Here is a 14,543-nt window from a genome sequence, read left to right as displayed (position 1 = left end):
GCAAGACATGTGTGCCCATCGACCTGCTACTGCCCCCGATTTTTTACTCTCCCGTAGCCACGGCTCTATCCGTACCCAAGGCGAGGTAGAAACGTTTTCTGATCCTTGGAAAGCAGTAGAGGCCTTACGTAGTGGGCGCATTGAGCTAGTCGTTGGCGCCCTTGCTTTTCGACGCGACCACGCCTGTGCCCTTACGGTTCCCTGCTCCGTCATGCGTGAGGAGGGCCCCTTAGAGCCCCACGCACATTACCGGCAAGGCCCCGGCAGCATCGTGAATGCTCAAGTGGAAAAGCTTGTCCCATCACTCGATGAACATCATGCCCGCGTTGAAGCAGCAATCAATACAATCAAGTCCACATCCTTGAAAAAAGTCGTTTTAGCACGCGCAGTGGATATGACGTTCTCCCCCGCCGTTGATCCACGACTTATTGCCGCACGACTGATTGATCTTTCCCGCAACCGCGATGGTTTCATCGCAGATCTCACCCCTGCTGGCGAAGATTTTGCAGGAGCAATGCTTGTAGGCTCATCACCAGAAGTACTTATCAAGAAACAAGGCTCAACCGTGACGGCGTATCCCCTCGCCGGTTCCGCACCCAGAAGCGCGGATGCGGTCACAGATGCCACCAATGCCGAACTTTTACGACGTTCCCACAAAGATCTACAAGAACACTCGTATGTTGTAGAGCATCTTCGCAATGTTTTAGATCCACTATGTTCAAAGCTCAGCATCCCCGCAAACCCTGAGCTCACCAAGACCAACGAAATGTGGCACCTTGCCACTCCTATTGCTGGAACCTTAAAGGACGCATCACTTACCGCACTTGAATTAGCAATACACACTCATCCCACCCCCGCCATCTGCGGTACTCCGACTGATGCGGCCGAAGAGCTCATCAGCATCGCAGAAGGCGATCGCCGATTCTACGCAGGAACCGTGGGCTGGGCAGACAGCCACGGCGATGGTGAATTCATGGTGTCTATCCGGTGTGCCGAGGTAAGCGGTGACGGCACCTCCGCACGAGCATGGGCAGGCGGAGGAATCGTCGCAGAATCTGATGCGGCCGCAGAAGTCGAAGAAACAACCGCAAAACTTCACACCATCATGAAAGCTTTAGGCATTACTTCTTTCGACGCTTAAGCACCACAACATCATCAAGATGGTGATGGTGGCCATGCCCTCCTACGATCTCGCGATGGCGAGTTTCGTGGACCACGATCTCCCATGCATCACTAGGAGCAAGATCCGCCGCGTCGAAAGGCATGAGAAGATCGTCTCGGCCAAGAAGTGGGTGGCCCTTGGCGCGAAGCTCATCGAGATTGTGGTGGACATAGATTAGATATCCCCCGTCAGTTACCTGACGAGCGATGGCACGCCACGCTTCTTCACCAGCGATCGGAATATAAAACCCTGTCACCAGGTCGAATGGTCCGCCACATCGGTCAAGATCTTGAGGGGCTTGCCCTTGGATGAACGTCGCATTGGAGGAAAGTTCACGAGATCGCTCGACAGCAACGTCCGATGGTTCCAAACCAACAGCTTTCCATCCGAGGCTGGCAAGCCAAGCGACATCAGCCCCCTCCCCAGAGCCAATATCAAGACTAGAACCTAGATTAATCTTCAATTCGGGAATGAGCTGCGTCAGTGTGTAGTTGGGATTACCTGACCATACATGGCCGTGCGAATCGTGATACAAAGAAGCCTCCCCATGCCCATCATGATACCTATCAGAGGATGCGGGGAGGCTGTTATGAGTAGTTGGCATACCCCAGAGGGTACCGCTACTCCTAGGCTTTAGCTACCGGATTACCCAGTCGGCCAATGCCTGGGATTTCGATTTCGATGAAGTCGCCAGAGACCATCGCCGCGGTACCCGCGGGTGAACCAGTACAGATGACGTCGCCAGGCAGCAATGTGAACGACGCAGTAATAAACTCGATGATCTCACCGAGATCCATAATCATCTGATTGGAATTAGAGTCCTGCTTAGTCTCCGTGACGCCATCATGTGTCAGGTGCGCTTTGATAGGAAGATTGTCAGTTTCAATCGAATCAATGTCCGTCTCAATCCACGGACCTAGTGGCGCGAAGGTATCAATGCCCTTTGCACGTGCCCACTGCCCATCAGCAAACTGCAAGTCGCGAGACGACACATCATTGATGATTGTGAAGCCCAAAACAACAGACTTCCAGTCTTTCTTCTTTACATTCTTACAAGGCTTAGCAATAACCATGGCCAGCTCACCTTCGAATTCCACCTTGGTGGCAAACTCGGGAATTCGAATAGCAGCACCTGGGCCTACGACAGCCGTTGGCGGCTTTAAAAACAGCGTTGGCGGCAAATGTTCAGCGCTCTTTTGAAAGACCTCTTTAACGTGGTCAGCATAGTTACGGCCAATGGCAACAATCTTGGAAGGCAGCATGGGTGCGAGCAAGCGCACCTCATCCAGCTTCCACTGACGTCCCGTATATTTAGGCTCGGTAAACGGGGTTCCTTCAATTTCTTTGCAGATTGCTTGGGCATCATCGCCCTCAACAACGCAGAAACACATTCCATCCGGTGTGGCAATTCGTCCAAAACGCATAGAGGCGATCCTACCGAATGCCTGTGATGGTGGTGCAATTTTGCACACAATCACCCACGATATAAGAGCTTGACTAAAGCTCGTCTACCAGCTTTTTAGCCTCAACTAGCCCCAAACTCGGGTACCAGACGCGGGTTTTTCGAACAGCTTCCACCAGACGATCATCAGCTTTAAGTTCACGAATTGTATCTCGTTGTTGCTCAGATAACTCTCTAAACTCACCAAATTGTGCGACCATCTTTTTCTGATTACGGCGCGTAAGCCATGCCCCTGCCACCAATATAACTACCGCTCCGATATACAACCATGAGATGACAACATTTCGCCCCGAAATCAACCACCATACCGCAGTGCATAAGTAATACAAACCTGCACCAAAAAGCACTACTCGAAATAACTTATCCACGCGATCCACTCCTATGTCGTTGCGCCAAATAGAGTTCTGCGCAGGCTAATGCATCACTCGCTGCATGGTGTGAGGTGTACGCCGGTAACCCATAGCGTTGACGTACCCGAGCCAAACGCAGATCTTCCCCTCGAGGATACGTGCCCATGCGCTCCATGTGCCGTCGTTCAATCTCGAAGGTGTCTACAATCCGACCACTAAATGATCGGCCCCAATATTTGCGCATTGCTGCTGACAAAAACTTCTTTTCAATTGCCGCGAAGTGAACGAGCATTGGGGAATCACCCAATATTTCCAATAGCCTCGCGATGGCTTCTTGCTCCGCAACACCTGAGTTGCGCATTGCATCTGTTATGTAGTGAACCGTGGCTGAATCCCCTACTGATTCTTGGGCCTGCACATCATAAACAAGCTGATAACCCGCCTGCCCTACCATGATCACGCCATTTTCAACCGGAACCCAGCCGATAGAAACAATGCTTCCGTGACGCGGATCCAAGGACGTAGTTTCCATATCAACAGCCAATAGCCTCATATCCGCATTGGATTGCCATGCATTTTTCCGTAGCTTTTCCAACCAGCTCATAACGATCACATACTCTGCATTGGATACTGAGCCCCTAAGGCTTGTTGCATTGACTTAATAATATGGAAAGCGTCTTTGAGATGTTCCCTATCCATTGTGGATAAATCAGCAGGATCGAGATGATAAGACGGTTCGTTTCCAGCTAACACAGCCTCGGAGTTATGACGTTGAGAAATCATCGTAAGAAATTCAAAAGCATCGACGAGATCACGAGCGCCGCGTTCCGAGACAGCTCCCCCTTGAGCAGCTTCATCGAGTCGTGCACGCGTACTCAACGCCGTGGATCCAACTACTAAAGAATAAAGCCGTGCGAGCTGCACGATCGCGTAAATTCCACCTTTTTTAATATCGAGTGTGTGCGCATAATCCCCACCGCGTTGCAATACAAAACCACGGAAAAACCCCAGTGGAGGTTCGCGTCGTGACGCTACAGCTGCGAGATGTGCATGTAGCCGTCGCGAATCTTGCGCCGCGGCAATACTATCGTCGTGCACGCTGCGTACCATTCCGTGATCACCAAACACGCTGCGCATATCAAAAAATGTCTGGGCATACAGCAATGCATCAGGCTCCGGTGCAGTTATCCAACTGCATAGTGTCTCGCGCCATTGCGAATAGGTCAACCGCCAGCGCAGATTGCTCGCCATCATCTCTCCTGGGCAGTACACCTGACCGGTTTGATTAAGCTCCTCGCACAGCACATTTCCAAGCTGCGCAAAATAATCCGAATGACTATCAGCACGGAAATCGTCGCTGATAACAAGTGCATTATCTTGATCGGAAACAAATCCTAATTCTTTGCGCCCATGAGATCCCACCACGACGAATGCGTATGGAACCGGCGGTGGACCAAGGCGTTGCTCCGCCAACTGACATAATCGCTGAGCAATCGAATCTGCCGTCACGCTTAACAGTGCACTGACTTCTTGAGCCGGCGCACCACGTTGAGCCAGCTGGGCGGCAGTGAGCACAGAACTTGAACGCACGTGTGTCAACTTGTCGGCAGTTTTCGCCCGAACTACATCCCACCCCACAAACAATGGGTCATTTTTGAGCAAGCGCATAACGGAACGTGACTCCACCATTCCAACTGGCGCATGCGTCGATTCTTCTACCACCGGCAAATGGTGAAAACCGTGCTCTATCATCAACAAAAGAGCATGACTTGCAGGCGTATCGGGATAGACAATGACGGGTTCTTGCGACATCACCTCACTGACTGGGTGCTCAACCGACAGTGCTTTTCCAACTACTTTGGAACGAAAATCTCGGTCCGTCACTATGCCCACCGCAGTTGTGCCGCGAACCACAATAGCTGCCGAGACTGCGCTGGTATCCATCGCACGCGCGACGTCGTAAAGCGAATCGGACGCGGAGACCACAGCCAGCTCACGCGTCATGAAGTCAGCGCACGGGGTAGCTAGCATTTTCGACGTCGCCCGATGTGCCAATTCTTGGGCAGCCCTACGCATACGGCGAGACTGATGGGAGAAGAAGTCTCGAAACTGCGGATTTGCACGGCACACGTCAAAGAATGCATCACGGTGAATCGCTAAAAGCAGCGCATCTTCGACCACCTCAATGCGATATCTGCTGGCATTATCTCCAAGGATCGTGGAATAGCCAAAGCACCGTCCTGCTTCACGACGATCCAACAAAACCGCCACAGAATCCGAATCACCCTCGCTAGAAATATCTACTGCCCCACTGCGAATCACAAAGCAATAATCATTAGATTCTTTCGGGGCCACTACAACAGTGCCTCGGGGTGCATATCGCATGGTGGCAGTAGACACGACATGGCTGATGTGTTGCGGATCGAGTTTACTAAAGGGTTCCTGACAACTCAGGAACCCCGAGATCTCCTCGAGTTCGATGGTCATACATCGCCATCATACAAGTGATTTAACTCACGTGTCACGCCTTATCGTTGCAATGCAGCAACGATCCGATCGCCCACCTCGACAGTCTTAACCGGTCCAGCAGGACGCTCTGCAACATCATGAGTTACCGCCGACTCAATGCGCTGGGCATTAGACTCATCACCCACATGACGCAGTAACATCGCCGCCGACAAAATAGCAGCAGTAGGATCAGCAATCCCCTGCCCCGCAATGTCTGGGGCCGAACCATGAACAGGCTCAAACATTGAAGGATTCACACCAGTGGCATCAATGTTGCCTGAAGCCGCTAAACCGATACCACCCGTTACCGCACCAGCAAGGTCAGTGAGGATATCTCCAAACAAATTATCGGTCACAATAACGTCATAGCGACTGGGGTCCCTGACCATATAAATAGTTGCAGCATCAATGTGGTTGTAATCGACTGTAACCTCTGGATACTCAGTGGCAATCTCATTGACGGTACGCTGCCACAAACCACCAGCATTAACAAGCACATTGGTTTTATGTACCAGCGTAAGGTGCTTTTTGCGGTTTTGAGCACGCTCAAAAGCATCGCGCACAACTCGTTCCACACCGTAGCGAGTGTTTTGGGAAACCTCCGACGCTACTTCATGCGGCGTCCCCTCACGCAAAGTACCGCCATTGCCACAATAAAGACCTTCAGTACCCTCACGGACCACCACAAAATCGATATCGCCAGGATTAGCCAACGGCGACGTCGCTGTGGGATACAGCTTAGAAGGTCGCAGATTCACATGATGATCCAATGCGAAGCGCATTTTCAACAGCAATCCACGCTCCAACACTCCTGGCGGAACCTCGTCTGGTGCCCCGATTGCCCCCAGCAAAATTGCATCATGTTCGCGTAAAGATGCCAAATCAGCATCTGTGAGAAGTTCACCGTTGCGCAGGTAACGCCGTGCACCGAGGTCATAATCGGTGACTTCAATGTCATCACGTACCGCATTGAGCACCTTCAGAGCTTCTGCAGTAACCTCTGGACCAATGCCATCACCACCAATAACAGCTAGTTTCATATTATGGAACCTCACTTCCCACTATGTGAACTTTGTACCTGAGTGTAGCAGACCGATCCCCAAAAACTGACGCCAAAGCACAAACAGACCTTTCCCCCGCTACTTTTAGGGGGAAAGGTCCGTTGAACGTCGGATTATAAATTAGGCGTCAAAGTCGACAGCGAAGGCCTCTGCGCCAATTCCGGCAGCGATCTCATCGACCAATGCATCCGGAACGGGCTTGTCAACACGAAGCACCAACGTGGCGCCATCACCTTCAGAATCCTGAGACAAAGCAGCCGCATCAATATTGAACCCCTGAGAGCCCAATGCCGTGCCAACCTTACCTAGAGCACCAGGAGTGTCGGTGTACTGGAAGTACACATTGAATCCTTGAGCACGAAGATCCAAACCACGCTTGTTAATGCGAACAATCTTTTCCACATGATTTAGACCGGTCAAAGCACCAATGACGGATTCTTTAGAACCGTCGGCTCCAATCACACAGACCTCAAGCACAGAACGGTGTGTAAGGGATTCGGACGCAGTAGTGACATCCAGTTTTGCGCCACGCTCTTCTGCAATACGCGGGGCATTGACAAACGTAACCGGTTCTTCAATGAACGAAGAGAAGACGCCACGCAGTGCCGACAGACCTAGGACATCGATGTTTTCCGTCGATAGCTCGCCACGAGCCTCAACTTCAACAGCCACTGGAGCCTTATCCAAAAGCTTGCCAGCAACCACACCAAGCTTGCGAGCCAAATCAAGCCACAAAGCGACCTCTTCACCAACGCGTCCACCCGAGACATTCACTGCATCTGGAACAAACTCGCCAGCCAATGCTTTGAGCACAGATGCGGCAACATCCGTACCAGCGCGATCTTGGGCCTCAACAGTAGACGCACCCAAATGCGGAGTAACCACGACCTCTGGGCGGTTAAACAGTGGCGAATCTGTGCATGGCTCGGTTGCAAAAACATCGAAACCAGCGCCACGAATCCGGCCAGCGTCAATAGCATCGACGAGTGCTTGCTCGTCGACAAGCCCGCCACGTGCCGCATTGATAATAATCTGCCCCTGTTTGGACTTAGCCAACAACTCAGCATTGAACATGCCAGCAGTTTCTGCAGTCTTAGGCAAGTGGATGGTGACAAAATCCGCACGCTGCATGAGCGTTTCTAGATCCACGAGCTCTACACCCAACTGCGCAGCACGCGCTGGATTAGCGTAGGGATCGTACGCAATGATAGTCGTCTCAAATGCTGCGAGGCGTTGCGCAAACAGCTGACCAATGTGGCCAAATCCGACAATGCCAACGGTCTTGCCAAAAATTTCCACACCTTTGAACGAAGAACGCTTCCATTCACCATCACGAAGCGTTTTATCTGCTGCAGGAATCTGACGTGCAGTAGAAAGCAGCAACGAAATAGCATGCTCACACGCAGAATGAATATTGGAGGTTGGGGCATTTGCCACCATCACACCCTTATCAGTCGCGGTGGCAATATCAACGTTGTCCAAGCCAACACCAGCGCGACCGACAATCTTAAGGTTGGTTGCCGCATTGAGGACTTCTTCATCTACGGTGGTAGCGGAACGAACGAGAAGTGCGTCAGCCTCTGGAACCGCTGCAAGCAGCTCTGCGCGATTTGGGCCATCGACCCAGCGCACCTCCACGGCATCTCCGAGCGCATCAACAGTTGACTGCGCGAGTTTGTCTGCAATTAGGACGACAGGACGGCCATTCTGGCTCACGATATTCTCCTGGAAATTATCCGCATGTCCACCCCTATCCGGCACGACCGCGTCAGATAGCAATGGGCCCGCGCCTGCTCACCGGCGCGCGACTGCAACACAGTGTAAACGAGACTGCGGAAACTCACCTAGTGCATGACAGAATTAGGGCAAATAATGCAGTTAGTTGCGAATTATTAACCCAAGTCGGGGGGATCTTAACGTCCCAGTGGGCTGGAATGATTCACGTTCGGCGACGAACCAATCATCCCGATATAACTGACTGTTCACGGTCGCGTCTCCGCCTAAATGTTCTCCACGAGCAGGCAAAATTGCCAATCCCAAACCCATAAGCTCTTGGGGAGAAATTCCACACACACGGCCCCGGAGGACGTCTAGCCCTTCAAGAACCACGCCCCGCTGATCACCATTGTGATTAATAACTTCGCTATTCCAATGCATGAGGCGATCTGCAATCTTTTGACGCGATTGAGGAGATCGCTCACAAACCTGAGCTGCATTCCTCAAAATCACCCCAACTGATGATTGAGAAACGATTTCCTCGACCGAATCAAGAATTTCATCAGCATCACGATGAGCCGCATCTATTTCAATAAAGACAAATCCATCTTGTGCGTTGATTGCATCGGCCCATGCTTTCCAGTGCTGTTGATTTTGCGAGGACAACGGATGCGCAATGGTACGCACATAATTCGCCCCATAAGGAATGTCCGCACGCTCAGATACATCGGAATCATTAAGGTATCGCGCTCTTAACGTACGCAGAGCAAAAACAAGACCGGTTTTGTTCGGAAGTGCTAACGGCGCACGTTCACCCAACTCGATTCTTTCACTGAGCTGCTGTGACGTTCCAAACTGTGAGCCCAAAGCAATGAGCGGCTGATCAGAAAGCCCAGCGACCGCCCGCATTGATTCCACGTTAAGCCGCGGATCCGGAAAACGCATGACGGTCACCGATGCACCATAAGAACGCGCAGTAGCAACTGCCGCAATGCCAGATTCCTGAGTAGCGATCACTTGAGGAGCCGCACCAGCATCGCGCCTCGACTGCACTGGAAAAGCTGATACTTCCCCATCACTTGGACTCGACTGCACTTTTTCTTGCCGATTAGTCAGCAACCACGTGGGATGCGTCCCATCCAACCGCGAGACACCGGAAAGCGCATTGGAGGCGTCGATACGCTGGGTTCGAAACTGTAAAGACGTGAGCTTTCCCAAAGCTGTCAAAGAACCAGAATCTGGAATGACTTTAACATTTCCGGTGGTCTTTGGCAGGCCTACATCACCAATGGCCAAAATATAGCGAGCACCCAGCCGACCGATTTCTGCTTGAACCGCATTACGATCAGTATCGTCCATAAGAAGCATCGGCGCATGAGCGACCACAGCTATCGACGCCGCCCGCAGTTGGTGATGAATCTCATGGTCTGAGACCACCACCGTATCCGACTTTTCGAACAACAACTGCGAAACCGCGACGCCTGAATCATTGGGTTCACCCACCACTTGCGGCTCTCTCAAAAAATTCTGTGCCACGTGACGCGTAAGGTTATTCATTCGCGCTTGTTCGAGCTCAGCGTGAGGCAAAGCCATTCGCGCTTTATCTCGGCGCGAAGTATCCACGGTGCATCCGCTTGTTCCCATGGTAATAGCCACACCTGTAATAACGGTAAGTGTGGCTATCCAAGTCCGTGATGCCTTACTTCTCAAAGGCCAGTGGACCTTCCTCGCCGGCGGTTAGGTCGCCTTCGTCGACGTCACGGATTGCGGCTGTTCCCATGGCTTCTTCGATCATGGTGAGGAATTTGCTGCGGCGATCGCTGAAAAATTCTTCTGCTTGACCTGCAAAAAGCGCATGTGGTTCTGCCAAGTGAGTGGCAAGAACTTGATCGAACTCAGCATCATCCATGAGTGATTTTGATTGCATGCGAACGAGATATCGAGCGGGTGATGCTCCTTCTACCATCACGTGGGTGCGGCGCCCCATGGGAGTGCGGTTTAACACTGACGAGCATAATACTGGATTAATTCTGTGTTCTTCACACCAGCTTTCTGGGAACACTGGGCGGAAGTGGACACCCAGTTGTTCGAAATTGGTGTGATCGAATGTCATACCTGTGCGGAAGTCGCGAGCTCCGCGCCCCATGAGTAGTGCGTAAATTCCTTTGTAGAGGCCTGATTCTGGGCCTGCGCTAAGGAGTCGAGATTCAACAAACCGGGCGTCTCGGATCGACTTTGGCTTTTCGACGCTCGGACTCGGGTTGTTGGCATCATCGATCCAGCGGGTGACCTCATCTACGTCTACTCCCATTCGGACTGCCAACGCTGGCGATCCATAAAGTTCGCCAAAAACGCCGCACCAGAACCATTGGTTCAAACGATCCCAGCTGTCTTTATGTGACATGTTTTTCGGATCACGCGCTAGTAACGCGATGATTACGGTGAGTGGGATAAGCTGCGCGCTATAAGGCACCTGCTTGATGCTCATGATGCATCGCTCACGCATATAGTGGGCGGCTTCATGGAAAGCTGCTCGAATCAAAGGTGCCGCGTCTTGGTAATCGACGACGCTGAGTTTCAGGATGTCCTCACGGTGGCCACTAGCGTGTCCTTTTACTGCGGTGACGTATAACGCGACTGCGGTGAGGAATTCGGTTTGGCCGATCTGGTCAAGCGCTGGGTACTGTCTGAGTACTTCTTCGGTTTTGTGCCAATCGGCTCGGAAATCAAAATTTGGGTCTTGTGCAGCAAAAAGCGATGTTAGTAGTTCAAAGACATCCATCTGTAATCCGCTGGAGTTTGCAGCAGCAAAGATTGAGCCGATGCCTTCTTGGGCGGTTTCACGATCCAGTCGAACCATTGGCACTGAATATCGCACTACAGGCTTGAGGACGGTGTTATGGAAGTTTTTAATACGTTCGCGTGCGTCTGGTTCAGCATTTTGAGCCAGATCGAACAGCATATCCGTTCCTCGGTTCTGCAAAAGTGAAGACACGGGGATGCACTGATGCCGCAACATGTCTTCTTCGGTTGCTAACCGTGGAATGTCATTTTTGGCAAAGTGTGATTTCACCTCACCGTGCTGGTCTACAGAAATAACAGCCTCATCAGGCATTACCTCAGCTGATACAGCCTTTTGAATATCTACGAAGAAACGTCGTTTGATCTTTTTATTTCTAAAATCAACTGACTCCACCAAGCCGTCGCCGGTAAGGCATTGGTACAGCGTTGTCAGGCGCTGTTGGCCGTCGAGAAGTAAAAGTCCAGGTGCCATTCCAGTATCTGGGGCACCAAACAATGGCCGTGGTCTAAACCGCATCTCTTCCCCACGGGTATCCAAGGCCATAATCGAGCCCATAGGGTATCCGCGCAAAACAGTAACGAGCAGCGCACGAATTCTATCGACATCCCAGCGATATTCGCGTTGGAAATCTGGAAGTTGCAAATCGCCTCGATCGATCCGGTTGAACAGATAAATCAGGTCGTAGCTTGGAGTAGAAAAACCCATGACTTTGATACTAACGCGGAATCTCGCTCACAGGTGTTTGGTTCCCCTCACACTAATGTTGGCAAGGTAACTCATGACTCATGTGCGTATCATGTTCCAGCTGCACTGTGACATGGTCAATGCCTGCATCGTGAAAGACTTTTTGTATCCAATCTAGAGTCGTGCAATCTTTAACGTTGACGCCCTCGTCGATCACAACGTGGACCGTTGCTATGTCTTGTTGTCCATCAATTGACCACACATGAACGTCGTGAACGCCGCCGACTCCGTCAATTTGCGCAATCCGTGATTGAATCGTCGCAACATCGACAGTCTTGGGTACTCGTTCCATCAAAATACCCAGCGTAGAACGAACTAAGGACAAGGAACGCGGCAAAATTATTACTGCGAGCAAGACCGACACAGCCGTATCGCACCACATCCAGTCCGTAGCCATAATCAGCAACGAGGAGATAATAACGGCAATAGAACCGCCCAAGTCCACCAAAATATGGAGGTAAGCGCCTTTGACGTTAACCCCTTCATGGCTGTGTTCATGAAGGACCACGGCCCCCACTATGTTGAATACGAGTCCGATAATGGCAATAACCATTGTGGTTCCCGTATCGACCACTGTATGCGATGAAAGCCTACGGATAGCCTCGAGAACAATCCACCCAGTAATAAAGGTAACGGATAAAGCATTGACCAAGGCTGCTAAAACTTCAATGCGTTTATATCCATAGGTTGCCTGCGACGTAGCCTTTCTCCGTCCAATCATAACCGCGATAAGTGCGATGATAAGCCCCGTGGAGTCTGACAGCATATGCAGGGCATCAGACATCAAAGCCAAAGACTTGGCCAGTGCACCACCGACGAGCTCAACAAGGAAGAAGGCGAATGTAAGGACGGCAACCAACAACAAAGGACGGCTACTCGACGGTGCTCCGTGGTGATGATCATGGTGGTCATGGTGATGGTTGCTCATACGGTGTAGCATAGCCCATATTTTCATTTATGGCACTTTATTGAAAAATAAGTGTAGTGATGCCCCCTACCCCGCAAGCCCGACATAGTGTAAGGGCCTCACCCCAGTTCACAACTGAAGCGAGGCCCTTAACCACTGAAATCCAAAACTAGACAGTCCCATCGAGCGGGTTCTTTACCCAGCTCATCAGATCACGCAGTTTCGATCCCGTAGCTTCGATTGGATGCGCGGCGATCTCTTCACGGTAACGCTTGAGCTCAGGCTGACCAGCTTCAACATCAGCAACCATGTCACGGACAAACTTGCCCGACTGAATATCAGCCAACACAGCCTTCATATTCTCCTTGACCTCAGGAGTGATAATGCGAGGACCAGCAACATAACCACCCAACTCGGCAGTCTCCGAGATCGAGTAGTTCATGTTCTCAATGCCACCCTCCCAGATGAGGTCAACAATGAGCTTCATTTCATGAAGAACCTCAAAGTATGCCATCTCAGGTGCATAGCCGGCTTCAGTCAAAACCTCAAAGCCCTTCATCATGAGGTGCTCAAGACCACCACAAAGGACAACCTGCTCACCAAACAAGTCAGTTTCGGTTTCCTCACGGAAGGTTGTAGGAATAACACCCGCGCGTGCACCACCAATAGCAGCAGCATATGACAATGCAAGATCCTTGCCCTCACCCTTTGGATCCTGAGCGACGGCAATCAGACATGGCACACCCTTGCCGTCAACGAATTGACGACGAACCAAATGGCCTGGTCCCTTGGGAGCAACCATGCCAACAGTAATATTGGTAGCAGGCTTGATCAGCTCGAAGTGGATGTTCAGACCATGCCCGAACAGCAGCGCATCGCCATCCTTCAAATTTGGCTCAATGTCACGCGCAAAGATCTCTGCCTGCGAAGTATCTGGAGCGAGCAACATGATGACGTCTGCCCACGCAGCGGCATCCACATTTGACTTAACCTCAAAACCTGCCTCCTGCGCCTTTTCCGCAGACTTAGAGCCGTCGCGCAAGCCGATAACAACCTCAACACCAGAATCGCGCAGGCACTGGGCATGAGCATGCCCTTGGGAACCATAACCAATCACAGCGACTTTGCGCCCTTGGATGATCGACAGATCTGCATCAGCATCATATAGAAGTTCGATAGCCATAAGGATGGATTCCTTTCGTATGTTGTGGGCTCCTGCCCTTTATATCACATATTGAGATATTTTTGCGTTTTTATCTCATTAAATGGGATGTTTATGAATTTTTAGAATTTTGAGTGCCCTAGGAACGTGAACTTTGCGGTGCCATAGTCTTTGATCCTCGGTTCAGTGCGATCTGACCAGAAGAGATCAATTCCCTGATCCCAAAAGGCTCCAAGACGTCAAGCAATGCGCGCAACTTACCTTTATTGCCGGTTGCCTCAATAACCACCGAATCTGGGGCGACGTCGACAACATGCGCACGGAAGATTTTGGCAGCATCAACAACCTGGGGACGATTAGACGCATCAGCTGACACTTTCACCAGCATCAATGCACGCGCTACAGTAACATCCCCATCAAGGCGCACCACTTTCAACACTGGTATCAACTTATTGAGCTGCTTGGTGATCTGCTCAATATCTTGCGTACTTGCATCCACAACAATGGTGATTCTGTTGATTCCATGCATTTCAGTCTTGCCAGACACGAACGAAACCAGACTAAAACTACGTCGCGTAAACATTGCAGATACACGAGAGATAATGCCATCAACATCCTGAACCAGAACACTGAGGATGTGCCGAGACGTTTCTTGCTGTTGCATCACA

At 51.2% G+C, this 14,543-nt stretch carries 13 protein-coding genes; 1 reads left to right on the top strand and 12 read right to left on the bottom strand.

Annotation, left to right across the window (positions count from 1 at the left end):
* The first annotated feature begins 7 nt into the window (after nucleotides 1-7).
* Entirely contained in the window at nucleotides 8-1,141 is a 1,134-nt protein-coding gene (locus ABMV07_RS06215; protein ID WP_197690223.1) for an isochorismate synthase MenF, read from the top strand.
* Here the strand turns inward: ABMV07_RS06215 and ABMV07_RS06210 are convergent.
* The 12 genes from ABMV07_RS06210 to ilvN form a co-directional block, all read right to left on the bottom strand.
* Nucleotides 1,122-1,766 (bottom strand): class I SAM-dependent methyltransferase, encoded by a 645-nt coding sequence (locus tag ABMV07_RS06210; RefSeq protein WP_197688844.1) that lies wholly within the window; start codon nucleotides 1,764-1,766, stop codon nucleotides 1,122-1,124. The two genes, ABMV07_RS06215 and ABMV07_RS06210, sit on opposite strands and share 20 nt — an antisense overlap.
* Before the next feature lie 22 nt (nucleotides 1,767-1,788).
* Nucleotides 1,789-2,586 carry a fumarylacetoacetate hydrolase family protein gene (locus ABMV07_RS06205; protein WP_088267429.1) on the bottom strand — a complete coding sequence of 266 codons (798 nt, stop codon included), beginning with the start codon at nucleotides 2,584-2,586 and terminating at the stop codon, nucleotides 1,789-1,791.
* A gap of 73 nt (nucleotides 2,587-2,659) precedes the next feature.
* Nucleotides 2,660-2,992: a hypothetical protein gene (locus ABMV07_RS06200; protein ID WP_088267430.1), complete on the bottom strand. Its 333-nt coding sequence runs from the start codon at nucleotides 2,990-2,992 to the stop codon at nucleotides 2,660-2,662.
* Entirely contained in the window at nucleotides 2,985-3,578 is a 594-nt protein-coding gene (locus tag ABMV07_RS06195; protein ID WP_229254975.1) for an exonuclease domain-containing protein, read from the bottom strand. The genes ABMV07_RS06200 and ABMV07_RS06195 overlap by 8 nt, the downstream gene beginning before the upstream one ends.
* Nucleotides 3,579-3,583: 5 nt before the next feature.
* A complete protein-coding gene (locus ABMV07_RS06190) occupies nucleotides 3,584-5,461 on the bottom strand; it encodes a putative nucleotidyltransferase substrate binding domain-containing protein (protein WP_196981470.1) in 1,878 nt (625 codons plus the stop codon).
* Between the two features lie 41 nt (nucleotides 5,462-5,502).
* Nucleotides 5,503-6,522, bottom strand: coding sequence for a 3-isopropylmalate dehydrogenase (locus ABMV07_RS06185; RefSeq protein ID WP_374064972.1), 1,020 nt, complete (start codon nucleotides 6,520-6,522; stop codon nucleotides 5,503-5,505).
* A 141-nt stretch (nucleotides 6,523-6,663) separates the two neighbouring features.
* A complete protein-coding gene (gene serA / locus ABMV07_RS06180) occupies nucleotides 6,664-8,259 on the bottom strand; it encodes a phosphoglycerate dehydrogenase (RefSeq protein ID WP_197690220.1) in 1,596 nt (531 codons plus the stop codon).
* Nucleotides 8,260-8,421: 162 nt separating this feature from the next.
* Nucleotides 8,422-9,852: a hypothetical protein gene (locus tag ABMV07_RS06175; protein ID WP_197688848.1), complete on the bottom strand. Its 1,431-nt coding sequence runs from the start codon at nucleotides 9,850-9,852 to the stop codon at nucleotides 8,422-8,424.
* Between the two features lie 106 nt (nucleotides 9,853-9,958).
* On the bottom strand, nucleotides 9,959-11,767 hold the full coding sequence (locus tag ABMV07_RS06170; protein WP_197690219.1) for a DUF262 domain-containing protein: 1,809 nt from the start codon (nucleotides 11,765-11,767) through the stop codon (nucleotides 9,959-9,961).
* A 52-nt stretch (nucleotides 11,768-11,819) separates the two neighbouring features.
* Complete coding sequence (locus tag ABMV07_RS06165; RefSeq protein WP_196981468.1) at nucleotides 11,820-12,761, bottom strand: cation diffusion facilitator family transporter; 942 nt, start codon at nucleotides 12,759-12,761, stop codon at nucleotides 11,820-11,822.
* A gap of 121 nt (nucleotides 12,762-12,882) precedes the next feature.
* Nucleotides 12,883-13,896 (bottom strand): ketol-acid reductoisomerase, encoded by a 1,014-nt coding sequence (gene ilvC / locus ABMV07_RS06160; RefSeq protein ID WP_197689412.1) that lies wholly within the window; start codon nucleotides 13,894-13,896, stop codon nucleotides 12,883-12,885.
* A 118-nt stretch (nucleotides 13,897-14,014) separates the two neighbouring features.
* Nucleotides 14,015-14,539 carry an acetolactate synthase small subunit gene (gene ilvN / locus ABMV07_RS06155; RefSeq protein WP_088267437.1) on the bottom strand — a complete coding sequence of 175 codons (525 nt, stop codon included), beginning with the start codon at nucleotides 14,537-14,539 and terminating at the stop codon, nucleotides 14,015-14,017.
* Nucleotides 14,540-14,543 lie beyond the last annotated feature (4 nt).

The sequence above is a fragment of the Corynebacterium belfantii genome, assembly GCF_041898185.1.
Lineage (GTDB): Bacteria > Actinomycetota > Actinomycetes > Mycobacteriales > Mycobacteriaceae > Corynebacterium > Corynebacterium belfantii.
The sequence above is the reverse complement of the archived record's forward strand: the minus strand, read 5'-3'. Positions and strand labels throughout refer to the sequence as shown.

Excerpts from the sequence above, each read along its gene's own strand:
- ABMV07_RS06215 (WP_197690223.1), top strand. The coding sequence starts at position 8 with ATGTGTGCCCATCGACCTGCTACTGCCCCCGATTTTTTACTCTCCCGT.
- ABMV07_RS06210 (WP_197688844.1), bottom strand. The coding sequence starts at position 1,766 with ATGCCAACTACTCATAACAGCCTCCCCGCATCCTCTGATAGGTATCAT.
- ABMV07_RS06205 (WP_088267429.1), bottom strand. The coding sequence starts at position 2,586 with ATGCGTTTTGGACGAATTGCCACACCGGATGGAATGTGTTTCTGCGTT.
- ABMV07_RS06195 (WP_229254975.1), bottom strand. The coding sequence starts at position 3,578 with ATGAGCTGGTTGGAAAAGCTACGGAAAAATGCATGGCAATCCAATGCG.
- ABMV07_RS06190 (WP_196981470.1), bottom strand. The coding sequence starts at position 5,461 with ATGACCATCGAACTCGAGGAGATCTCGGGGTTCCTGAGTTGTCAGGAA.
- ABMV07_RS06185 (WP_374064972.1), bottom strand. The coding sequence starts at position 6,522 with ATGAAACTAGCTGTTATTGGTGGTGATGGCATTGGTCCAGAGGTTACT.
- ABMV07_RS06175 (WP_197688848.1), bottom strand. The coding sequence starts at position 9,852 with ATGGCTTTGCCTCACGCTGAGCTCGAACAAGCGCGAATGAATAACCTT.
- ABMV07_RS06170 (WP_197690219.1), bottom strand. The coding sequence starts at position 11,767 with ATGGGTTTTTCTACTCCAAGCTACGACCTGATTTATCTGTTCAACCGG.
- ABMV07_RS06165 (WP_196981468.1), bottom strand. The coding sequence starts at position 12,761 with ATGAAAATATGGGCTATGCTACACCGTATGAGCAACCATCACCATGAC.
- ilvC (WP_197689412.1), bottom strand. The coding sequence starts at position 13,896 with ATGGCTATCGAACTTCTATATGATGCTGATGCAGATCTGTCGATCATC.
- ilvN (WP_088267437.1), bottom strand. The coding sequence starts at position 14,539 with ATGCAACAGCAAGAAACGTCTCGGCACATCCTCAGTGTTCTGGTTCAG.